We start from the raw sequence: 22,043 nt of genomic DNA on the forward strand, positions 1-22,043 counted from the left end.
TGCGGCGCGGGCGGTTCTCCGCCCGGATGGAACGCCGCACCCTCGTCTTCCTCGTGGCGATGCTCGTGGTCATCGCCGGGCTGACGCTGCTCGGGCTCTGCTACGGCGCGGCGTGGGCGAGTCCCGCCCGTGTGTTCGCCGCGCTCACCGGTTCTGGTGGCGGGCCGGGCGTGGTCATCCGCGAATGGCGGCTGCCCCGGGTACTGGCCGGGCTGGTATTCGGTGCCGCGCTCGGCCTGGCGGGCGCGATCTTCCAGAACATCACCCGCAACCCGCTCGGCAGCCCGGACGTGATCGGCCTCGACGCCGGCGCGTACACCGGCGCGCTGTTCGCGATCACCGTCCTTTCGGGAACGTCGACGCAGCTGACCATCGGTTCGGTGCTCGGCGGCGTGATCACGGCGGCCATCGTCTACGCGTTGTCGCTCGGCGGCGGGCTGTCCGGGCTGCGGCTGATCGTCATCGGGATCGCGATCAACGCGATGCTGACCGCGCTCAACTCGTGGATCGTGCTGCGCGCCGAACTGGAGATCGCGATCGCGGCCGTCGGCTGGAACGCGGGTTCCCTCAACGGCATCGGCTGGGACGACGTCGCCATCCCGTTCGGGGTGCTCGCGGTGCTGTTCGTCGTGCTGTTCACCAGGGCACCGGCGTTGCACCAGTCGGCGCTCGGCGGTGCGCTGGCGGTCACCACCGGTGTCCGCTGGGACCGGCTGCGGCTGGTGCTGGTGCTGATCGGGGTCGGGTGCACGGCCACGGTCACCGCCGTCGCCGGTCCGATCGCGTTCATCGCGCTGGCGGCACCGCAGATCGGACGGCGGCTGGCCCGCACGCCCGGTATCGCCCTGCTGCCCGCCGCCCTCACCGGCGCCGTGCTGCTGACCAGCGCCGACCTGGCCGCCCAGATGTTGCTCGCGCCGGAAGCGCTGCCGGTCGGTGTGGTCAGCACCGTGATCGGCGGCGGCTACCTGATCTGGCTGCTCACCAAGGAGGTGCGGCGCACATGAGTGCCCGCTTGACCGCTCGGGATCTGACCCTGCGTTACGGCGACCGGGTCGTGTCGACCCGGCTGAGCCTCGACGTGCCCGACCGCGCGTTCACCGCCGTCGTCGGACCGAACGCGTGCGGCAAGTCCACCTTGCTGCGCGCCTTCGTCCGGCTGCTGCGTCCGGCGGACGGCGAGGTCCTGTTCGACGGCAAGGACGTGGGTTCGTTCCACGGCAAGGGTTTGGCGCGTGAGCTCGGGTTCCTGCCGCAGGATCCGGTGGCGCCGGAGGACGTCCGCGTCCGGCAGCTGATCGCGCGCGGCCGGTTCCCGCATCAGTCGCTGTTCGCGTCGTGGTCCGAAGAGGACGAACGCGCGGTGCTGGAGGCGATGACCGCGGCCGGGGTGGCGGGACTGGCCGACCGGCCGGTGCAGGAGCTCTCGGGCGGGCAGCGCCAGCGCGTGTGGGTGGCGCTGGTGCTGGCGCAGAAGACGCCGTACCTGCTGCTCGACGAACCGACGTCCTTTTTGGACATCGCGCACCAGTACCAGTTGCTGGGTCTGCTGGCCCGCCTGCGCGACGAGGGCCGCACGGTGATCGCCGTCCTGCACGACATCAACCAGGCCTGCCGGTACGCCGATCACCTCGTCGCCCTGCGGGACGGCCGGATCGTCGCCGAGGGCGCGCCCTCCGACATCGTCGACGCGGAGCTGATGAAGGAGGTCTTCGATCTCCCCAGCGTCGTCGTGCCCGACCCGGTGACCGGAACCCCGATGGTGGTGCCTTCATGCTGAATCTGACTGGTGCCCAGCTGGGCATCTGGACCGCGCAGCGCCTCGAACCCGACTCGCCCTACTACGTCGTCGGTGACGTCATCGAGATCGTCGGCGACGAGCTGGTCGACGTCGTCGCGCTGACCGAAGCGATCCAGGCGACCGCCGAAGAGGCGGACAGCCTGCGGCTGCGGGTCTTCGAGACGCCGGACGGCCCGCGCCAGGTCGTGTCGGAAGACGCGGTGCCGCTGCCGGAGGTGGTGGATCTGCGCGGCGAGCTCGATCCGGTCGCCGCCGCGCACGAGCGCGTGGACGCCGAACGCCGCCGGGTCGCCGAGGCCTGCCGCGGGATGGTGGACCGGCCGCTGTTCGCCCATCTCGTGCTGCGGCTGTCCGACTCGCACGTGTGGTTCACCCAGCTCGGGCACCACCTGGTGTTCGACGGCTACACCGCGGCGATGCTCGCGCGCCGGACGGCGGCCCGCTATACCGCGTCGATCCAGGGCAAGGACGTCCCGGCTTCGACGTTCGCCCCGTTCGCGGATCTCGTCGAGGCCGACCGCGTTTACCGCGAGAGCGAACGGTTCGCCGAAGACCGCGAGTACTGGCGGGGGCGGTTCACGCCGTTGCCGGACCTCGACGACGCGGGCAGCGCGTCGGGCCCGCCGGAGCACACCGTGACCGCCCGATCGGTCCTGCCCGCTTCCGACGTGGCCAGGCTGCGTGAACTGGGTAAACGCGTCGGCACGACGTGGGGCGACGCGTTGATCGCCTGCTACGCCGCCTTCCTGCACCGCGTGCTCGGCTGGACCGACGTCGTGTTCGCGATGCCGTTGATGTGCCGCGAAGGGGCCGCCCTGCGGACTCCGGCGATGGCGGTCAACGTGCTGCCGTTGCGGGTCACTGTGCTCCCGGAGGACACGGCGGCCGAGCTGACCGCGCGGGTCGCGGGCGCGCTGAAGGAGATGCGCACGCACCAGCGGTATCGCGGTGAGGACCTGCCCCAGGACCTCGCGGTGCCCGGTGCCGGGGCGCTCCTGCACGGCCGGGGCATCAATCTCAAGGCGTTCGACCTGAAGCTCGATTTCGCGGGCTCGCACGGCACGATGCGCAACGTCGCGGGCGGGCCGCCCGAGGACATGGGGCTGTCGGTACTGCCGACCTCGGACGGCGGGCTGCTGCTCGGTTTCGAGGTCGACGCGCGGACGCACGACCAGGCCGCCGTCGACGCCAAGCTGACCGCGCTGCGCTGCCTGATCACCGCGCTGACCGAACCGGACGGCCCGCCGGTCGCCGGTGCGGATCTGGTCCCGGCGGGGGAGCGGGACACGCTGCTGAAGGCGTGGTCGACACCCGCACCGGAGAGCGAACTCCTTGACGTACCTGAACTTCTCGACCGGCTGGATCCCGGACAGACCGCGCTGGTCTTCGGTGACGAACGGCTGACCGCGGGCGAACTCGTCACGCGGGTCCACCGACTCGCCCGGGCGTTGCGCGCCCGCGGGGTCGGGGCGGACGACGTCGTCGCGCTCGCCCTGCCGCGGTCCGCGGATCTCGTCGTCGCCCTGCTGGCGGTGCTCGACGCCGGGGCCGCGTTCCTGCCACTGGATCTGGCGCACCCGGTCGAGCGTCTGCGGGAACTCGCTGCTGAGGCCGGCGCGGTGCTCACGGTGGCCCACGACCCGGAAATCGTGCCGGGACCCCAACTGCTGCTCTGCGAAACCGATCTGTCCATTCTGGACTCTTCGCCGCTGGGGATTCCCCGCCATCCGGAACATCTCGCGTACGTCATCTTCACCTCTGGCTCCACCGGACGGCCCAAGGGCGTCCTCGGCCGGGTCGGCGGACTCGCGACACTGCTGCGCCACCACCGCGCGACCACGGTCGCCGAGACCGAACGCGCCGCGGGCAGGCGGCTGCGTGTCGCGCACACGTACTCCTTCGCCTTCGACTCCGCGCTCGACCAGCTGATGTGGCTGCTGTTCGGGCACGAACTCCACGTCTACGGCACCGACGTCGCGCGCGACGCCGACGAACTGCTGGCCGCGTTCGCCCGTGACCGGATCGACGTCGTCGACACCACGCCGTCGATGGCCGCCCCACTGGTCGACGCCGGGCTGCTCGACGGCCCCAGCGCGCCCGCGTTGCTCGTCCTCGGCGGCGAGGCGACTCCGCCCGCGCTGTGGCGCCGCGTCGCCGAGTCCGGTGTCCGCGCCCGCAACATGTACGGCCCGACCGAGGCCACTGTGGACGGTGCCGGATCCTGGCTGGACGATGGGGAACCGACCATCGGCGCCGCGGTGCCGGGCACGGCGGTGCGGGTGCTCGACGCCGCGCTGCGTCCCGCGCCCGCGGGAACGCCGGGAGAGCTCTACCTGGCGGGGCCGCATCTGGCGCGCGGGTATCTCGGGCGCCCCGACGCGACCGCCGAGCGGTTCGTCGCCGATCCGTTCGGCGCGCCCGGCGACCGGATGTACCGCACCGGGGACCTCGCCCGCTGGGTGCCCGGCCGCGGCCTGGAGTACCTGGGCCGTCGCGACGGCCAGGTGAAGGTGCGCGGTCACCGCGTCGAACTCGGCGAGGTCGAGGCCGCGCTGGCGGCGGTTCCCGGTGTGCGTGCCGCCGCCGCGGCGGTGCGCGGGCCCAGGCTTGTCGGTTACGTCGTGGGCGAGGTCGTGCCGGACGAGGTCCGCGCGGAACTCGCCGCGCGGGTGCCGGAGCACCTCGTACCCGCCGCGGTCGTCGTGCTCGACACGCTTCCGTTGACCTCCAACGGGAAGATCGACCGCCCCGCGCTGCCCGCACCGCGCGCGGCGGCCGGGCGGGCCGCGGCCACCGATCGCGAACGGCTGCTGTGCGCCACCATCGCCGAGGTGATCGGCGTCGACGAGGTCGCCGTCGACGACGACTTCTTCGCCCTGGGCGGCGACAGCATCACCGCGATCAGCGTCAGCAGCAGGCTGCGCGCGCACGGCCTCGACCTGCGCCCGCGTGACCTGCTGGCCCGCCGTAGTTTCGAGGCGCTGGCGGCGGCGAGCGCGGATATCGGCGTCCCGGCCGACCCGCCGGACGAGCCCGTCGGCGTGGTGCCCGCCCCACCGATCGTCCGCGCCCTGCTCGATCCGCATCCGGACTTCTCGACCATCTCCGGCTACGCGCAGTGGACCGCCGTCCGGCTCGACGAGGACCTTCCGCCCGGCCTGCTGACCGAGTGCGTGCAAACCCTGCTGGACCACCACGACGTCCTGCGTCTGCATTCAGAGGACGAAATGCGGGTCCGGGAACGTGGGGCGGTGAGGGCGTCCGACGTGGTCGTCGAGACGACCGGCGAACCGGCCGAGGTCGCGGCGAAACTCGCGGAATCCCTGGATCTCCGGGCCGGGGTGCTCAAGGTCGCGTTGCTGCCGGACCACCTCGTCATCGTGCTGCACCACCTGGCGGTCGACGGTGTCTCGTGGCGGGTCCTCCTGCCGGATCTGCGCGCGGCCTGTGCCGGCGAACCGCTGGAACCGGTCGGGACGTCGTGGCGGCGGCACGCGCTCCTTCTTGCCGGGCAAGGCACTTCCGGTGCCCGGCGTGGCGAACTCGACCTTTGGCGCGGCGCGCTCGACGGTCCGCGTCTCGGCCACCGGCCACTCGACCGGGCCGCCGACACGGTCGCGACCGCGCGGCGGTCGGTCACCCTCGCCACCCCGGAGCAGACCGGAGCGGTGCTCACCGCGTTGCCCGCGGCCTATCGCGCCGGACCGGACGACGTCCTGCTCGCCGTGCTCGTGCTCGCTCTGCGGTCGTGGCGTGGTGCCCCCGTCGAGGCCGAGACCGTGTCGCTCGAAGGGCACGGCCGGGATCATGACGGCCTGGACCTTTCCCGCACCGTCGGCTGGTTCACCGCCGAGCATCCGTTGCGCGTTCCCGCCGCCGCGGTGGCCGCGACCGCGGACTTCGACAGCGCGCTCGCGGGCGGAGACGCGGCCGGAAAGCTGCTGCGGGCCGCGAAGGAGGCCAAACGCGCCGTTCCGGACAACGGCGTCGGCTTCGGGGTTCTGCGGTACCTCGACCCGCTCACCCGGGACGAACTCGCCACCGTCCCGCCCCCGGACATCGTCCTGAACTACCTCGGCCGGTTCGCGGCCCTGCCCGGTACCGGCTGGCGGCTGCCGGAGGAAGATCCGTTCGCGGTCACCGAGCCGGACGCCAAGTCGCTGGAACAGGTGCTGGCGCTGAACTGCTTTGTCCGCGAGGACGGCCGTCCCCGGCTCGCCGTCGAATGGACCGCGGCCGGCGCCGTCCTGTCACCGGAAAGCGTTGCCGCGCTTCAAGAATCGTGGTCGCGAGCGCTGGAGGCGATGGCCGCGCACGCCGCCCGGATCGGGCCGGACGGCGGCGGGCTCACCCCGTCGGACCTCCCGCTGGTCGGCCTCGACCAGCCTGACATCGACACGCTCGAACGTCTCGGCCGCGTCGAGGACGTCCTGCCCGCGACCCCGTTGCAGACCGGGCTTTCCTTCCACACGCTGGCGCGCGGCACCGAAGACACCGACGTCTACGTGGTGCAGGCCGTCACGCTGCTCAGCGGCGCGCTCGACGCGGACCGCATGCGCGAGGCCGCGGCGGAGGTGTTGCGGCGGCATCCCGCGTTGCGTGTCCACCTGCACACCACCGATGCGGGTGAGGTCGTCCAGGTGGTACCCGCCGAGGTCAGGCTGGACTGGCGGTTCGCGAACGTCTCCGCGGACCAGGCCGAGGCCGAATGCCGCGCCGAACTCGCCCGTCCCTTCGACCCGGCGTCCCCGCCGCTGATCCGGTTCCTGCTGCTGACCCTCGGCCCGGACGAGCATCGCCTGGTGCTCACCAATCACCACGCGCTGCTCGACGGCTGGTCCATGCCGCTCGTCGGCCGCACACTGCTGGCCACCTACGCCGAACTCGGCGGTGGTCCGGCGGCCCCGGTCGCGCCGCCGCTTTCGGAGTACCACCGGGTGCTCGGCGAACGTGACCCGGACGCCGCGCTGGAGGCGTGGCGCGAGGCACTGTCCGGATTGGACGAAGGAACGCGGCTCGCTCCGGCGAGTATCGAGTCCACTGTGGAGCGTCCGGAACGCGTGACCGTGGAGCTGGGCGGCGAGTTCAGCGAACGACTGCGGGCCTTCGCCCGCGACCGCGGAATCACGCCGACGACGGTGTTCCAGACCGCCTGGGGAGTGCTGCTCGCCAGGCTGACCGGCCGCCGGGACGTGGTCTTCGGCTGCCCGGTCTCCGGCCGTCCGGCCGACGTCCCCGGGGTCGAGCGCATGATCGGCCAGCTGGGCAGCACGATCCCGGTGCGTGTGCGGTTCGACGCCGCCGACACCGCGAGCACCGTGCTGGAGCGCGTGCACAGCGAAAGTGTCCGGCTCACCGAGCACCATCACGCCGGGCTGCCGGACATCCAGCGCGCGGCCGGCGTCGGCGACCTGTTCGACACGATGCTGGTGATGGAGAACTTCCCGCTCTCCAGCCGCGCCCGCACGACCCTGGCGCCCGGCCTCGACCTCGTCGGCGTCGACATCACCGACGCGACGCACTACCCGCTCACGGTGATCGTGCTGCCCGGCGACGAGTTCGCCGTCGGCCTCGGATACCAGCCCCAGGCGTTCACCCGCGAGGAGGCCGAGTCGTACGGCCGTTGGCTGCGTGCGGTGCTGCACGAGATCGTCGCCGACCCGGCGCGGCCGGTCTCCCGGCTGCGTGCGCTCGACGCCGAGGAAGAACGCGCGATGCTGCGTCTCGGCGAGGGACCGGAACCGAAGCGCGAACGCGGCGGCATGCTGGCGGAGTTCGGGCGCTGGGTCCGGGAGACGCCGGACGCCGAAGCCGTCGTGTGCCGGGACCGGAGCCTGACCTACGCCGAACTGGACCGCCGCGCCAACCGGCTCGCGAACACCCTGATCGACGCCGGGGTGAAACCGCAGGACCCGGTCGCGGTCCTGTTGCGCCGCGACGTCGACCTCGTGGTCGCGCTGTTCGGCGTGATCAAGGCCGGTGCGGTGCACGTGCCGATGGATCCGGACTACCCGGCGGACCGGCTCGCCTACATGCTGGGCGACATCCGGCCCGCCGCCGTCGTGTCCACTTCGGACGTGGACGGCATTCCGGTGATCGACCCGGCCGAACTGTCCACTGAGGACACAGACCCGGCCGTGCCCTCGTGTGCGGACGCGATCGCCTACGTCATCTACACCTCCGGCACCACCGGCAAACCCAAGGGCGTGGCGGTGCCGCATCGCGGCGTGCCGAGCCTGATCGCGCTGCAGGAGGACATCGTCGGGATCGGGACCGCCGAGCGGTACCTGCATTTCGCCTCGACGAGTTTCGACGTCGCGTTCTGGCAATTCATGTTGCCGCTGCTGTCCGGCGGCACCTCGGTGATCGCGCCGGAGGAGGTGCGGGTCTCCGGTGACGACCTGCTCGCCTACGCCGCGGAGCACCGTGTCACCGGGCTCAACCTGCTGCCGTCGTTCCTCTCGGCGATGCCCGACGACGCGACCGTCGACCCCGGCGTGTTCTTCGTCGTCGGCGCCGAACGGCTCGACCCAGAACTGGCGCGGCGCTGGGGGAACCGGCGGGCGCTGTTCAACGCCTACGGGCCGACCGAGGTCACCATCAACTCGGTCACCTGGCAGTACGACCCGGCCGACCCGGGCCCGCTGCCGATCGGCCGTCCGGACCCGGAGGTCCGCGCGTACGTACTGGACGGCGGTCTGCTCCCGGTCGGCACGAAGGTCACCGGCGAGCTGTACCTGGCCGGGCCGAAGCTCGCGCAGGGTTACGTCGGCCGGGCGGCGCTGACCGCGGAACGGTTCGTCGCCGATCCGTTCGGGCCGCCGGGGGAGCGGATGTACCGCACCGGTGACCTGGTCCGCTGGCGCCCGGACGGCCAGATCGTCTTCCTCGGCCGCGCCGACCACCAGGTCAAACTGCGCGGGTTCCGGATCGAACTCGGCGAGATCGAGACCGCGCTGACCGCGCACGACGACGTGCGCGCCGCCGCGGTGATCGTCCGCGAAGACCGCCTGGTCGCCTATGCCGTCCCCGTGGACGGCGCCGAACCCGACCCCGCCGCACTGCGCGAACACCTCGCCGCGGAACTGCCCGCGTACATGGTGCCGACCGCGTTCGTGCCGCTGGACCGGCTTCCGCTCGGCCCGAGCGGCAAGCTGGACCGGGCCGCGCTGCCCGCGCCGGAAGCCCGTTCCGATGGCGGCCGGGAGCCCGCCACCCCGGCGGAAGCGGTGCTGCTGCGGGTGGTCCGCGAGCTGCTCGGCCCCGACGTCGGCCTGGACGACGGATTCCTGGACGCGGGCGGGGACAGCATCGCCTCGCTGCGGGTGGTCTCCCGCGCACGCCGTGAAGGGCTGCACCTGACCGCGCGCGATGTCCTCGAAGGCGGCACGGTCGCCGGGATCGCCACGCGCTGCGGCGAACCCGAACGGGCCGAGGAAGCCCACGCGGTCGGTGACGCGCCGCTCACGCCGGTCATGCGCGATCTGTTGCAGCGAGCGGGAAAGGCGGCCGACGGGTTCTGCCAGTGGGTCGAGATCTGCGTGCCTTCGGCGGATGACGTCCCTCGCTGGACCGCGGTGCTCGACGCCGTTCTCGCCCGCCACGACGTCCTGCGCGCGCATCTGGTCGAGGACGCGCTTCGTGTCCCGGACGTCGGTGCCGTGACCGGCGCCGACGTGCTCGCCGCTGTTCGCGTGTCCGCTGATCCTCGCGCGGCGTTGGACGCGCGGGTCGAGCGGATCGTCGCCCGGATGGACCCGCGCACCGGACCGCTGGTGCGGGCGGTGCTGGTGGACGCCGGGGACCGTCCGGGACGGTTGCTGCTGGTGGCGCACCACCTGGTCGCCGACGCGGTGACCTGGCGCGTGCTGCTCGACGACGTCGAACAGGCCTTCCACGGCAACACCCTGCACCGGCGCGGCCAGTCGTTCCTGGGCTGGGCGCGGTCACTGCGCGCGGCCGCACCGCATCGAGAGGACGAAATGCGGTACTGGCAGGGTGTCGCCGCCGCGCCGGTGAGCACGCTCGGCCGGACCGGGCTCGATCCGGCGCGGGACACCGTGGCGACCGCGCGGCACCACCGGATCGATCTCGGCGAGGCCACGACCCACGCCGTGCTCACCGCGCTGCCCACGGCCTACCGCACCGGCCCGGACACGGTGCTGCTGACCGCGCTCGCCCGCGCTGTCGCCGCCTGGCGCGGGACGGAAGCCGACCTGCTCGTCGCCGTCGAGAGCCACGGACGCCCGGGGCACACCCCGGACTTCGCGGGCACGGTCGACCTCGCGCAGACCGCCGGCTGGTTCACTGCCGTGCATCCGGCGCGGATCGCCCCGCCGCCCGGGCCCTTGCCGGACGCGCTGCGGACGGTGCGTGATCACCTGCGCGCGGCAGGCGACGGACTCGGACACGGGATTCTCGAGGTCGACGGCCCACGGCCGGAGGTGGCCTGGAACTACCTCGGCCGTTTCCCCGCGGCCACGGTCGAGGAGACCTTGTGGCAGCGCCCGCCGGACGCCGATCCGCTCGGTTCGGGCGGCGGCGCGGAGATGCCGTTGCCGTACGCGCTGACGGTGAACGCGATGGTGCCCGACGGCGGCACGCTCGGTGTCCGCTTCACCTGGCCGTCCGCGCTGTTCGCCGAAGACGAGATCGTCGTGCTGGGTGAGCACTTCCGGCGTGAGCTGGACGCTCTCGCCGCCGAAGTGCCGGGACCCGGCGAGATCATGCCGCTGACCCCGTTACAGGAGGTGATCCTGCGCGAGTCCCGGGCCGCGGAGGAAGATCCGTATCCGGTGCAGGCCGCGTTCACCCTGTCCGGCGACCTCGATGTCGAGGCGTTGCGGGTGGCGGCGAGCGAGCTGGTGCGACGGCAACCCAACCTGGGCGCGGTGTTCCCGCCGTCGCACGAGGTCCAGGTGATCCCCGCCGAGCCGCGGGCCGGTTTCCGTGTGCGCGCGGTGTCCGATTTGGACGCCGAGTTGGACGAGGAGCTCGCGGAGCCGTTCGACCTGGCGCACGGTCCGTTGTGGCGGGTCACCGTGCTGCGGCACGGACCCGGCAGCCAGACGCTCGTGCTCACCAGTCACCATCTGCTGTCCGACGGCTGGTCCGCACCGCGCATCCTCGGCGAACTGTTCGCGCTGTACGCGGGGAAGCCGTTGCCGGAGCCGGTACCGCCGACGCGGTACACGCGCCTGCTCGCCGCGGCCGACCACTCGGCCGACGTCCGGGCCTGGCGCAGGGAACTCGACGGTCTTCCGCAAGGTGATCACCTGCCGCGTACCGGTGGCTCCGCCGATCCCGCGCTGTTCACTGTGGACGGTCGCCTGGTCTCGGAACTGACCAAGCTGGGCGCGGCACGAGGGCTCACCGTCAACACCCTGCTGCAGGGTGCGTGGGCGGCCGTGCTCGCGGCCCACGCTGGACGCCCCGACGTCAGCTTCGGGGTGATGACCTCGAACCGGACGTCCGATGTGGACGGTGTCGAGGACATCATCGGCCTGCTGGCGAACAGTGTCCCGGTCCGGGCCCGGTTCACCGGAACCGTCGCCGAGGCGCTGGCCGATTTGCAGGCACGGCAGCAGGCGATGGCCGCGCACCACCGGATGGGCCTGCCGGAACTCGCGTCGCTCGCCGGACGCGAGCGGCTGTTCGACAGCCTGCTCGTCTTCGAGAACTATCCGGTGGATCCGGCGAAGCTGCGCGAGCCCGCTCCGGGCCTGACCGTCACCGGGACGAGGTTCCGCGAACGCACGCACCACCCGGTGAGCGTCACGGTCGTCCCCGGCGAGCAAGGCTGGGAAGGCGTGTTGTACGCGAAGGAGGCCGACGCCCGGTCGCTCGCCGATGACCTGGTCCGGTTCCTCCGGAAGCTGCAGTCCTGGATCGACGGCGACGCCGCCGGGTTCGCGGTGGAGCGGTGACCGCGCGCCCGATCGACGCCGCGTTGTGGCGCACGGCGGCCGTGCTGGTGCTCGGCACCTTCATGGCCACTTTGGACAGCACGATCGTCTCGGTCGGCGTCGACACCCTGGCCGACGAGTTCGGCGCGCCGGTCACCGGCGTCCACTGGGTGACGACGGCGTATCTGCTGGCCGTGGTCACCGCCGTGCCGGCGTCCGGGTGGCTCGCCGACCGGTACGGCGGCCGTCGCGTCTGGCTCACCGCCGTCGTCGTGTTCCTGCTGGCGTCCCTGCTGTGCGCGCTGGCGACGACGCTGCCCGCGCTCATCGCGTTCCGTGTCCTGCAAGGACTCGCGGGCGGACTGCTGCCGCCGACCGGCCAGGCGCTGCTGGCGCGGGCCGCCGGGCCGGACCGCATCGGCCGCGTGATCGCCGTCGTCGGCCTCGTGCCGCTGTTGTCGCCGGTGCTCGGCCCGCTGGCGAGTGGCACGATCCTCGCGGTCGCCGACTGGCCGTGGCTGTTCTACGTCAACCTTCCGATCGGCGTGGTGGCGGTGATCCTGGCCCGGCGCTGGGTTCCCGCGAGCGAACCCGGGGGCAAGGGCGAGCGCTTCGATTTCCGGGGTGCGCTGCTGCTCTCACCGGGGCTGGCCGTCCTGGTCTTCGGGCTCACCTGGTTCGACCAGGGGACGCCGACGGTCGCTGGGATCGCCGTCGCGCTCGGCGTCGTGATGCTGGCGGCGTTCGTGCGGCACGGTTTGCGGGCCGAAGCTCCCTTGCTGGATCCACGCTTGTTCACGCGGCCCCCGTTCGGCGTCGCCGCGCTGGCGCTGGTGCTGCTCGGCGCGTCGGTGTTCGGCACGATGTTCCTGCTCCCGCTGTACCTCCAGCGCGGCCCCGGACTGTCCACTTGGGACACCGGTCTCCTGCTGGTGCCCCAGGGCATCGGCGCGGCGGCCGGTTCGGTACTGGTGAACCGGCTCGTCGACCGGCTCTCGCCGCGCACCCTGGTGCTGAGCGGAATCGGGCTGGTCGCCTTGGGCACCGCGCCGTTCACCCAGCTCGGTCCGGGTCTCCCGGACTGGGTGATCGTGGTTTCCCTGCTGCTGCGCGGTTTCGGCGCGGCGCTGATCGGCGCGCCGGTGATGACGATCGTCTACCGCCGGGTCGAACCCGCCCGGCTGCCCCGCGCGGCCGGGGCACTGAATCTGCTCAACACGCTCGGCGGCTCGATCGGCACCGCGGTGCTGGCCGTGGTGCTGCAGGCCCGGCTGGCCGCGCGCGGCCCGGATGTCGCCGCCGCCTTCGCCGATGCCTTCTGGTGTGTTCTCGGCCTCGCCGTCGTGGCGGTGGCCGGTGCGACGCGGCTGCCCCGGGCCGCCCCCGACAAGAAGAGAGGTCATGCGGATGCTTGACCAGCTGCCCAGTCCGGCCGAGGTGGCCACGAGCGGCTTCGTACCGGAGGAGATCACCCGGCACCGCGAAACCGTCGCCGACGTCCTCGCGCGGCGCGACTCGCGGCTGCTCGTCGTCGTGGGCCCGTGTTCGGTGCACGACACCGACGGCGCGCTCGACTACGCGCACCGGCTCGCGGAAGCGTCGCGCCGGTTCGCCGACGACCTCGTCGTGGTCCTGCGCGCCTACCTGGAGAAACCGCGGACGATCGCGGGCTGGACCGGCCTGGTGCCCGACCCCACGCTGGACGGCAAGGGCGATCTCGCGTCGGGGATCCGAATCGGGCGGCGGTTCCTGGACGACGCCGCCGCGACCGGGCTGCCGCTGGCGTACGAGTTCGTCGATCCGTTCCTGGCGCCGTACTTCGCGGACACCATCAGCTGGGGCGCGATCGGCGCGCGGACCGTCGCCAGCCAGCCGCACCGGCACCTGGCGTCGTGGCTGCCGATGCCGATGGGCATGAAGAACTGCGTGTCCGGGCGGCTGGACACCGCCGTGGCCGCCGTCCGCGCGGCCGCGCTGCCCCACGTCTTCCCGGGCGCCGCCGCCGACGGACGGCCGCGGATCCAGCGCAGCGCTGGGAACCCGGACGCGCATCTCGTGCTGCGCGGCGGCCCGAAACCCAATCACCACGCCCACGCGGTCGCGGACGCGCTCGACGCGCTGACTGCCGCAGGCCTGCCGCACCGGCTCGTCGTCGACGCCTCGCACGGCAACAGCGGCAAGGACCACAACCGGCAGCCCGTGGTCGTCGCCGATCTGGCGGACCAGATCTCGGCGGGCAACGACGCGCTGGCCGGGGTGATGATCGAGTCGTACCTCTCCGACGGCAGGCAGGACGTCGGCGCCACACGGCCCCGGCCCGACCTGAGCATCACCGACGCCTGCCTGGGCTGGGAGCGGACGGTTCCGCTTCTGGAGTCCCTCGCGTGCGCGAACGCGGTGCGGCGGCTGAGCGGCCCGCGGAAATGACACCCTAGGTACATGAAGGCCCCCTTCCTTTACCTAGGCGCAAGGAAGGGGGCCTTCATGTACTTGACCCGAAACGCCGCTCCCTGCTCACGAGGAAGGGGTCCGCGAGTTTCGCCAGGCCGTGGAACTCGATGGTGGCGTGGTAGCTGACGGTCGTCGTGCCGTCTTGTTCGGAGATTGTCAGATCGTCGGTCGACGTCGCGGTCTTGTTGCTGCCGACGAACACGATCCGGTCCGGCTCCAGCCGGTCGAGCCGATAGGTCAGCTCGGTCTTCTTGCCGCGGAACTCGGACACGTTGTGCCACCGCGCGCCGACGGCGATCGGGCCGGTGTCGGTGCGGGTGCAGGACACGGTGCCGGGGTCCCACGACTCCGCGTGCGCGAAGTCCCGCAGATAGCCGACGACGGTCTGGGCGGGGGTTCGGACCGTGATCGTCCGGTGCACGTGGACCATCACGACAACGCTACGCAGGAGAACCGGCTCCCGCAGCCTCGGCGAAGCGCGTGAAGGCCCCCTTCCCTCGGCTCAGCCGAGGGAAGGGGGCCTTCACGCGCGATCCGGGCTACTTCTTCCAGACGATCGGGTCGTCCTTGTACCCGTCACCATCGTTGAACTCGGCACCGCCGACCTCGCCGCCGTCCCTGATGGCCTGGAGTTCACAGGTCTCGTAGGTCGCGCCGGCGGTCTTGAAGTCCTTCTTCGCCGACTCGGACTGGCAAGCGGTCGTCTCGCCGGTGATGATCACGCCGGTGCTCTTGTTGTCCGGACCGACCGCGCGCATCCGCACCGTGCTGTAGCTGAGGTCCGTGCCGCCGACGTTCTCCACCGTCATCCGGATGTAGACCGGCGTCATGCCCTTGGCCTTCTCGCCGTAGGAGGCGAGGTCTTCCTTCGGGCCGAGTTCGATCGCCTTGACGGTGATCGCGATGGTGCCGGACTTGTCGTTGCCGTACTTGAACGGGACGACGGCGCGTTCGCCGACCTTGAGCGAGGTGCCCGGCGCGGTGGCGTCCGCGTTCGAGACCGGGACGGTACCGCTGGTCGCGGGCGAGGACGCGGATGCCGACGCCGGCGCGGGCGACGGGGCGGGGGCCGGACTGCCCCCCTTCTCCTCGCCGCCGCAGGCGGAAAGCAGCAGCACGGCGGCGCAGCCGGTGGCGGACAGAGCGATACGGTCGAACTTCATGGATCTCCTCGGACTCCCCGCCGAATCCTGCTCCGGCGTTCTCGCCACGCACCGTAGTTGATGATGGAGTACATCGGTGTGGTCCATTCGCACCAGAGCAGGTCACGAATCGGTTACGCTTATCGGCCTAATGGGTTCGCTTTCACTTCTTCCAGGTGATCGGGTCGTCCTGGTAATCGCCGTCCCGGAACATGACGCCGCCGACCTCGCCGCCGTCCTTGACGCCTTCGGTCTTGCAGGTCTCGTAGGTCGCGCCGGCGGTGGTGAAGTTCTCCGGTGCCGCCTCGCCTTTGCAAGCCGCGGTGCTGTTGGCGAGGATCACCTTGGTGCTCTTGCCGTTCGGGTCCACCGCGCGCACCGACACCGAAGTGTCGGAGAGATCCGTGCCGCCGACGTTCTCGATCACCATCCGGACGTAGACCGGAAGCATGCCTTCGCCCTTGTTCTTGAACTCGGCGAGGTCTTCCTTGGGGCCGAGGTCGACCGACTTCACGGTGATCGCGATCGTGCCGGACTTGCCCGCGTCCTTGAACGGGACGACGGCGCGTTCGCCGACCTTCACCGTGCTGCCGGGCGCCAGGGTGCCGTCGGCCCGGACGGTCTTGTCACCCTTCTCTTCCCCGCCGCAGGCGGAAAGCAGCAGTGCGGCGGCGCAGCAGGTGGCGATCAGGGCGGACTTCATGGATCTCCTCGGACTCGTGGCTCGTCACGCAACGTAGTCGCTGGAGGAGAAGCGGAGAGTGGTCCGTTCGCACCACAACCGATCACAAATCGCTTACGCCGATCAGCCCGTCTTGGATCGCCCGTGCGACGAGCGCGGCCTTGGTCGGGGCATCCCTGCCCATCTGGGCGTACTTGACCCGGATCCGTTCGAGATGCGAGTTGACCGTGTTCGGCGAGATCCCCAGCCGGTGCGCCACGAAGTCCTTCGACTCGGACTGGAACCACTCGATGAGCACCTCGGTCTCGCGCGCGGAGAGGGCGGGCCGCCGTTCGGAGCGGTCCCCGGCCATCGCGCCCGCCAGCGACGGCGGCGTGTACGACCGGTCGTCCGCCGCGGTGCGCACGGCTTCGAGGAGATGCTCCGCGCCCTCGGCCTTCGTGAGATAGCTGAGCGCGCCGAGTTCGAGGCACTGCAGGACGGTCTCGTCGTCGGCCCGCATCGAGTAGACGACGACGCGACGGCCCGCTTCGGTGAGCCGCCGCAGATCGCCCATCGCCGGGGTGGTGCTGTTCAGGTGCAGGTCGAGGATGACGACGTCGGCGTGTGCGCCCTCGCCGATCCACGCGGCCCGCACGTCCTCGCCTTCGGCCACGACGCTGACCGGCGGGCTGCCGCAGGACAGCCAGTGCACGACCCCGGCCCGTACGGCCGGATGATCGTCGACGACCACCGCGGTCAGTTCGGTCGCGAACGCCATTTCGCCTCCATCCACGATCGTTCTCCCAGTGCGTGCCATTCGACGTCGACGGCGCCCGATCCGTTCTCGGTCACACCTGATTCACCGTCCGTGATCGCCGCGACACGGATCTCGTCGTCGGCACGCAGGACGCTGACCCTGGCGTGTGACCGGGCGGTGGCCAGTGCGGTCATCAGCGGACCGGTCAGTTCGCGGCGGACGGCGGTCGGGACCGGGACCGGGTCGCCGCTGACCGCCAGCGTCACCGTCAGCCCCCGCCGCTCGGCGAGATCGACGCATGCCGAGACTTCGTGCAGCAGCGGGTCGGGGACGTCGTCGTTCTCCGCGAACAGCCGCCGCAATTGCGTGGCCGCGAGCGCGCATCGCTGCCGGACCGCGTCGTCACGCGGGTCGAGGGTGCGGTCGGCCAGCCCGGCCAGCAGCGGCAAGGTGGCACCGAGCTGGCCGGCGAACCGGTTCCGCTGGTCGGCCTCCCGCTCCTCGGCGAGCGCCTTGCGGTGTGCCTGACGGTCCCGTTCGGCCGAGGCCTCCGCGGCGTCGCCCGCCCGCCGGTTGACCACCCTGATCAGCGCCAGCGTCGCGGCCTGGAAGGTGAGCACGCTGAGCGCGACGATCACCACGTTGCCGATCTCGCCGCGATCGGTGAACTCCACGCTGAACTGCCGCACGACGGCGAGCGCCATCTGGAGGACGAGCGCGGCCATCGCGATCGCGGGGCGGTCCATCAGCAGTACCAGCAGATGCCAGCCCGCGAGACCGGACGCCCAGTTCTCGTCGCCGAAAAGCCGGTCCGGGGGCAGCGTCCAGACGGCGACCGTCGACGCGGCCAGGACCACCACCGCTCCCGAGAGCGCGACCGGCCAAGGGACCGGCTTCCAGCGCGATACCCACCATGCCGCCACGACGAGCACACCGGCGAGCGCCGCGTATGCGATCCGGCCCGGGGTGTCGGTCAGCCGCGCCAGGCTCAGCCCGACCTGGATCGCCGCCGTCGCGAGCAGGACCGCGATCCGGCAGCCGCCGAGTACGCGGTCCGCGGTCTCATTCATCCGGCCACACCAGTTCCACCGTGGTCCCCGCGCCGGGCGCGGAGATCACCTCGGCCCGGCCGCCCGCCGCGGCCATCCGTTCGACGAGCGATTCCCGGACACCTCGCCGTTGCGACGGGGTCTTCGCCGGGTCGAAACCGCGGCCTTCGTCCCGGACGGTCACGCGAACGCCGTCTTCGACCGTCAGCCGGGCCTCGCGGACACCCGCGTGCCGGTCGACGTTCACCAGCGCCTCGCGCACGGCGCGGACCAGCGCGAGCGCCGCCGACGCCGGGATCGGCGCGACCGGTGACCACCGGGTCTCGACCTTCACCGGGCTTTGCGCGAGCACGCCGCGCAACGAGGTCTCGAGGTCGACCACGCTGCCGGGACCGGATTCGCCGGTGAGGATCGCGAGATCGCGGCGGGCGTATCCGGCGACCTCGGCCGGATCCGTCGTTTCCCCGCGCTGGGCCACCGTGAGAAAGGTGGCCGCGGCCGTGTCGTGCAGGACGGCCAGATACTCCCGTTCCTGCAATCGCCGTTCCACGGCAAGGGATTCCTCACGTGTCAGCCGGGCCCGGCGCTCGCGGAGGTGGTCGATCCGGCGCGTCGTCCGCGACAGCAGGAGGAAGGCGCCACGGGCAAGGGAGGCTTCGATGAGCACTCGCAAGACCACCGGGAAGCCGTCCTCGAAGCCGAGCGGCGCCACTTCGATCGCCAGCAGGCCGGCGATGGCGGGCACGGTGATCTTCGGCGGCCATTCCCATTGGAGGGTGATCGCGGTGAGGGTGAGCACGTTGAGCGCCCATTGGTTCAGCTCGCCCGCTTCGGGCGCGGTCAGGAACTGGGTGCCGCAGATCGCCGCGGCCCGCACCAAGGTCAGCGCGAACGCCACCGGTCTGCCCCGGCCCGTCTTGCCCACGACGTATTCGGCCACGGCGGTGACCAAGGCCAGCCCGAGCAGACCGAAGGCGAGAGGAAGCGCGTCCGACGGCGTGGCGAGCACGCCGAAAACGCTGATCACCAGCAGGCCGGCACCCCTCGCCGGTCCGGCGAACCGGCCGACCACCCTGGAGAACTCCGCTTCGACGGAGGTCTCACGATCGGATGGCACGGCAGCAGTCAAACAGATGCCTCGAGCGTGCGCAGGTCCAGTACCCGCCAGGTGAGCGCCTCGTTCCCGCCCACCGACCACCACACGTACGGCCCCCGCGCCAGCACGGTGCCGAACTCCGCCGAGAGGTCGGCCATCCGGCCGGTCGCCGTGTCGTACAAGGCGAGCACTCCGCGGTCGTCGTCGACCACGACCGCGTACCGGTCGAGCACGACGACGTCGCCGAACGCGGGCCGGATCCCCTTCCCGCCCACACGCCTTCGTTCGGAACCGTCGGGTTTCATCAGGTCGAACCGCGCCGTCCCGCTCTGGCGCAGTACCTGGACCCGGCACCAGGACGGGGTGCAGTCGACCAGTTCGACGTTCTGCCCGGCGACCCGCGAGACCCGGCGGTCGCGGAGATCCACCAGCTCCGACGGTCCCGCCTGTTCGACGGCGGCCGACGTCGCGAACGGCCAGGCGGTGAGCGCGAAGTCGCCGGGCAGCGGAGTGCCGGTCACCGGGCCGCCGGTCAACGCGACCGTCCGCACCTCGGTCGCCTCGCCCCGCACGGCCACCCAGGAGGCCTGGCCTTCGTGCACGACGAGGTCGTACTGGGAGTCCAGGAACACGACCCGCCCGGTGTCGGCGGTGACCAGGACGGGGTTCTCACCGCGTGGCCCGGAGTGCCACAACGCGCCCGTCCCGGTGATGTCGGACAGTTCCAGCCATACGAGCGCGTCCGGGGAGGTGGCGAGAACGAAGCGGGGCGAGCCCGACAGCGGGACTTCGCGGAGCACTCGTTCTCCCAGTGTCAGCCGGATCGCGTCGCTCGTCCGCGTGACTCCGGCTGAGGTCCCGGAGTCGAGGAACGCCAACGGGGTGTAGGGCGGCCCGGCGACGGTGTTCGCGGCGATCCGCGCGCCGGGCCAGACGTCGGTGACCGACGCGAAGACCGGAGCCTTGACCGCGGGGACCGGCGCGGGCAGGACCACGACCACGACGGCGGCCACCGCCGCCAGCGCCAGGCCGATCGGGGTGCAGTCACGGGGGATCACCGCACGACCGCGGGGGAGGAGGCGTTCGCGCGGACGAGCGTGGGCGCGCCGGTGCCGTCGGCGGGGACGGCGTAGATCGCCTTGTCCCGGCCGTAGGCGACGGTCCGGTCGTCCAGCCATTGCGCCTGGTCGTCCAGATGAGCCGGATCGGCGAGCGGGACGTCACGACCGTCGGCGAGGGACAGCACGTGCAGCCGCCAGCGGTCGCCGTCACGGAACTTGTAGGCGACGCGGGTGCCGTCCGGCGAGAGGGAGGGACATTCGACGTTGTGCCGCAGCGCGGTCAGCGTGCGGCCGCGAAGATCGCCTCGCACCAGCCAGGTGCCGCCCGCGGACCGGGCGGTGGCGTAGAAGGTCAGATCGTCGCGGGCGAAGGTCACGCCCCAGTAGTTCAGGTCCTTTGCGGGGTAAGGTTTTCCGTCGACGGTGAGCGCGAAGTCCTCCAGGGAGCCGTAGTGGTTTCCGGTGTCCAGGTCGAAGATTCCGGCGGTGGTGGAGAACGTGCCCACGCCGCCCAGGTACGAGTCCCCGGCGCGGAACACGGTCCAGCCCACCAGCCGCCCGGACGGCGACACCCTGACCCGGGACGGCGTTCCCCATTCGGAGATCGTCCGCGGTTCCGCCCCCGGTTTCGTGACGACCAGTTCGGCCTGGTCGGGCACCGCCGTCGCGCGCAGGCACGCCAGGGTGCCCGCGGCGACGTCGACGCGCTGACACGACGGGCCGGCGCGGTCGTCCTGCCGGACGCGGCCCGACTCGTCGACGTACAGCAGCCCGCCGTGGGTGAGGTCCAGCCGCTGTTCCGCCACCGCGTCGCCGGTGCGCAGCCCGACGAACACCGCCCCGGCCACCACCGTGATCACGAGCGCCGCGACGCCCGCCCAGATCCGCTTCATGAGACCCTCGTTCCGGCCAGCACCGACACCAGCAGCGCCACGGCGAACACCGCGAACGCGGGGCCCAGCGCCATCCCCGCCGCGAGCGCGCCGAAGAGCACCGCGCCGGTGGCCCTGGCCAAGGCCTGTCCGGTTTGGACGAACGCGAGACCGGTGGCCCGCAACGATTCCGACACCTGCGGCGCCGCGTGTGCCATCAGCACGCCGTCCGTGCACGCGTAGAACACGCCGTGTGCCGCCAGGACGGCCACCGCGACGAGCCAACCGGTCGCCGAAGCGGCCAGGACGACATACGCGGCGAGCAACACGACGTGCCCGGCCAGGAACACCTTCCACCGTCCGAGCCGGTCCGCGAGCCGTCCGATCGGCGACGCCAGCGCCATGAACGCCAGCGCCGTCGCCAGCGGTAACAGGGGAAGCGCCCCGGGCGGCAACCCGGCGGACCGCTGCACGCCGACGAACAAGAACATGTCGCCGACCGTGCACACACCGAGAAGTGCCGCGGCCAGACAGGTTCCGCGAAGCCCTGGCCCGCGCAGCAAGGCGAAACCGGCGCGCAACCGGACACGGGACCGCTCGACGGCCCCGGCGGGGGCACGGACGAACACCGCCAGCACGATCACCGCGATCACGGCGAGGCAGAAGCTCACCCCGAACACCGCCGGGTAGTCACCGACGAGCACGGTCAGCAGGCCGAAGGCGGCGACCGGCCCGAGCAGCGCGCCGGCGGTGTCCATGGCGCGATGGACACCGAACGCGCGGCCCAGTCCGCCGGCAGGGGTGGCGAGGGTGATCATCGCGTCCCGCGGCGCGGTGCGGATGCCCTTGCCCGCCCGGTCCGCGCCGATCACCAGCCCGATCGCGCCGAGCGAGGACCCGGCGGCGGGAAAGGCGAGTTTGGTCGCCGCCGAGAGGCCGTAACCCACCAGGGCCACGGCCTTCGGGCGGCCGAGGCGGTCGGCGAGGTAGCCGCCCGCCAGCCGCAGCAACGCCGTCGCTCCCGTGTACAGCCCATCGATCGCGCCCAGCTGCAGGTACCCGACGCCGAGGCCGTACACGAGGTAGAGCGGGAGGACGGCGGTGACCATCTCGGCGGACATGTCGGTGATCAGGCTGACCACGCCCAGACCGATGACGGTGCTCGGGACCGCGTGTTTCGTGCGGTTCGCGGGCCGGGCGGGGTCGGCCGAGCGGATGGATGAGACGTACATGTCGGGCCTTCCC

Annotated in this window: 14 protein-coding genes; 5 read left to right on the forward strand and 9 right to left on the reverse strand. The window is 71.9% G+C overall.

The genetic code is table 11. The features are described from left to right. The first annotated feature begins 26 nt into the window (after positions 1–26). From ACIBTM_RS19475 to ACIBTM_RS19495, 5 genes are read left to right on the forward strand one after another with little or no spacing between them, the layout of a single operon-like run. A complete protein-coding gene (locus ACIBTM_RS19475; protein ID WP_395878898.1) occupies positions 27–1,007 on the forward strand; it encodes a FecCD family ABC transporter permease in 981 nt (326 codons plus the stop codon). Further along, a complete protein-coding gene (locus tag ACIBTM_RS19480) occupies positions 1,004–1,780 on the forward strand; it encodes an ABC transporter ATP-binding protein (protein WP_395878452.1) in 777 nt (258 codons plus the stop codon). The genes ACIBTM_RS19475 and ACIBTM_RS19480 overlap by 4 nt, the downstream gene beginning before the upstream one ends. Beyond that, positions 1,774–11,727 carry an amino acid adenylation domain-containing protein gene (locus tag ACIBTM_RS19485; protein ID WP_395878454.1) on the forward strand — a complete coding sequence of 3,318 codons (9,954 nt, stop codon included), beginning with the start codon at positions 1,774–1,776 and terminating at the stop codon, positions 11,725–11,727. Before ACIBTM_RS19480 ends, ACIBTM_RS19485 begins: the two co-directional genes overlap by 7 nt. Beyond that, positions 11,724–13,121 (forward strand): DHA2 family efflux MFS transporter permease subunit, encoded by a 1,398-nt coding sequence (locus ACIBTM_RS19490; protein WP_395878456.1) that lies wholly within the window; start codon positions 11,724–11,726, stop codon positions 13,119–13,121. Before ACIBTM_RS19485 ends, ACIBTM_RS19490 begins: the two co-directional genes overlap by 4 nt. Continuing rightward, the gene (locus tag ACIBTM_RS19495) at positions 13,108–14,133 is read left to right on the forward strand and encodes a 3-deoxy-7-phosphoheptulonate synthase (RefSeq protein WP_395878458.1); all 1,026 of its coding nucleotides are present in this window, start codon (positions 13,108–13,110) and stop codon (positions 14,131–14,133) included. The genes ACIBTM_RS19490 and ACIBTM_RS19495 overlap by 14 nt, the downstream gene beginning before the upstream one ends. A 55-nt stretch (positions 14,134–14,188) precedes the next feature. On the opposite strand, the gene ACIBTM_RS19500 is transcribed toward ACIBTM_RS19495, so the two are convergent. The 9 genes from ACIBTM_RS19500 to ACIBTM_RS19540 all read right to left on the reverse strand — a co-directional run bounded on the left by ACIBTM_RS19500 (position 14,189) and on the right by ACIBTM_RS19540 (position 22,030). Continuing rightward, entirely contained in the window at positions 14,189–14,587 is a 399-nt protein-coding gene (locus tag ACIBTM_RS19500; protein WP_395878460.1) for an SRPBCC family protein, read from the reverse strand. 109 nt (positions 14,588–14,696) lie between these two features. After that, positions 14,697–15,320 carry a hypothetical protein gene (locus tag ACIBTM_RS19505; protein ID WP_395878462.1) on the reverse strand — a complete coding sequence of 208 codons (624 nt, stop codon included), beginning with the start codon at positions 15,318–15,320 and terminating at the stop codon, positions 14,697–14,699. A gap of 142 nt (positions 15,321–15,462) precedes the next feature. After that, the gene (locus tag ACIBTM_RS19510; RefSeq protein WP_395878464.1) at positions 15,463–16,002 is read right to left on the reverse strand and encodes a hypothetical protein; all 540 of its coding nucleotides are present in this window, start codon (positions 16,000–16,002) and stop codon (positions 15,463–15,465) included. A gap of 82 nt (positions 16,003–16,084) precedes the next feature. Next, positions 16,085–16,741 carry a response regulator gene (locus ACIBTM_RS19515; protein WP_395878465.1) on the reverse strand — a complete coding sequence of 219 codons (657 nt, stop codon included), beginning with the start codon at positions 16,739–16,741 and terminating at the stop codon, positions 16,085–16,087. Then, on the reverse strand, positions 16,720–17,790 hold the full coding sequence (locus ACIBTM_RS19520) for a histidine kinase (RefSeq protein WP_395878467.1): 1,071 nt from the start codon (positions 17,788–17,790) through the stop codon (positions 16,720–16,722). Before ACIBTM_RS19520 ends, ACIBTM_RS19515 begins: the two co-directional genes overlap by 22 nt. Beyond that, on the reverse strand, positions 17,783–18,886 hold the full coding sequence (locus ACIBTM_RS19525; RefSeq protein ID WP_395878469.1) for a sensor histidine kinase: 1,104 nt from the start codon (positions 18,884–18,886) through the stop codon (positions 17,783–17,785). Before ACIBTM_RS19525 ends, ACIBTM_RS19520 begins: the two co-directional genes overlap by 8 nt. Before the next feature lie 8 nt (positions 18,887–18,894). Beyond that, a complete protein-coding gene (locus ACIBTM_RS19530; protein WP_395878471.1) occupies positions 18,895–19,923 on the reverse strand; it encodes a hypothetical protein in 1,029 nt (342 codons plus the stop codon). Further along, complete coding sequence (locus ACIBTM_RS19535; RefSeq protein ID WP_395878472.1) at positions 19,920–20,819, reverse strand: TolB family protein; 900 nt, start codon at positions 20,817–20,819, stop codon at positions 19,920–19,922. The genes ACIBTM_RS19530 and ACIBTM_RS19535 overlap by 4 nt, the downstream gene beginning before the upstream one ends. Continuing rightward, complete coding sequence (locus ACIBTM_RS19540; protein WP_395878473.1) at positions 20,816–22,030, reverse strand: MFS transporter; 1,215 nt, start codon at positions 22,028–22,030, stop codon at positions 20,816–20,818. The genes ACIBTM_RS19535 and ACIBTM_RS19540 overlap by 4 nt, the downstream gene beginning before the upstream one ends. Positions 22,031–22,043 lie beyond the last annotated feature (13 nt).

Origin of the sequence: Amycolatopsis sp. NPDC049868, assembly GCF_044461365.1 — a bacterium.
Lineage (GTDB): Bacteria > Actinomycetota > Actinomycetes > Mycobacteriales > Pseudonocardiaceae > Amycolatopsis.

Excerpts from the sequence above, each read along its gene's own strand:
- ACIBTM_RS19475 (WP_395878898.1), top strand. The coding sequence starts at position 27 with ATGGAACGCCGCACCCTCGTCTTCCTCGTGGCGATGCTCGTGGTCATC.
- ACIBTM_RS19480 (WP_395878452.1), top strand. The coding sequence starts at position 1,004 with ATGAGTGCCCGCTTGACCGCTCGGGATCTGACCCTGCGTTACGGCGAC.
- ACIBTM_RS19485 (WP_395878454.1), top strand. The coding sequence starts at position 1,774 with ATGCTGAATCTGACTGGTGCCCAGCTGGGCATCTGGACCGCGCAGCGC.
- ACIBTM_RS19495 (WP_395878458.1), top strand. The coding sequence starts at position 13,108 with ATGCGGATGCTTGACCAGCTGCCCAGTCCGGCCGAGGTGGCCACGAGC.
- ACIBTM_RS19500 (WP_395878460.1), bottom strand. The coding sequence starts at position 14,587 with ATGGTCCACGTGCACCGGACGATCACGGTCCGAACCCCCGCCCAGACC.
- ACIBTM_RS19505 (WP_395878462.1), bottom strand. The coding sequence starts at position 15,320 with ATGAAGTTCGACCGTATCGCTCTGTCCGCCACCGGCTGCGCCGCCGTG.
- ACIBTM_RS19510 (WP_395878464.1), bottom strand. The coding sequence starts at position 16,002 with ATGAAGTCCGCCCTGATCGCCACCTGCTGCGCCGCCGCACTGCTGCTT.
- ACIBTM_RS19515 (WP_395878465.1), bottom strand. The coding sequence starts at position 16,741 with ATGGCGTTCGCGACCGAACTGACCGCGGTGGTCGTCGACGATCATCCG.
- ACIBTM_RS19520 (WP_395878467.1), bottom strand. The coding sequence starts at position 17,790 with ATGAATGAGACCGCGGACCGCGTACTCGGCGGCTGCCGGATCGCGGTC.
- ACIBTM_RS19535 (WP_395878472.1), bottom strand. The coding sequence starts at position 20,819 with ATGAAGCGGATCTGGGCGGGCGTCGCGGCGCTCGTGATCACGGTGGTG.
- ACIBTM_RS19540 (WP_395878473.1), bottom strand. The coding sequence starts at position 22,030 with ATGTACGTCTCATCCATCCGCTCGGCCGACCCCGCCCGGCCCGCGAAC.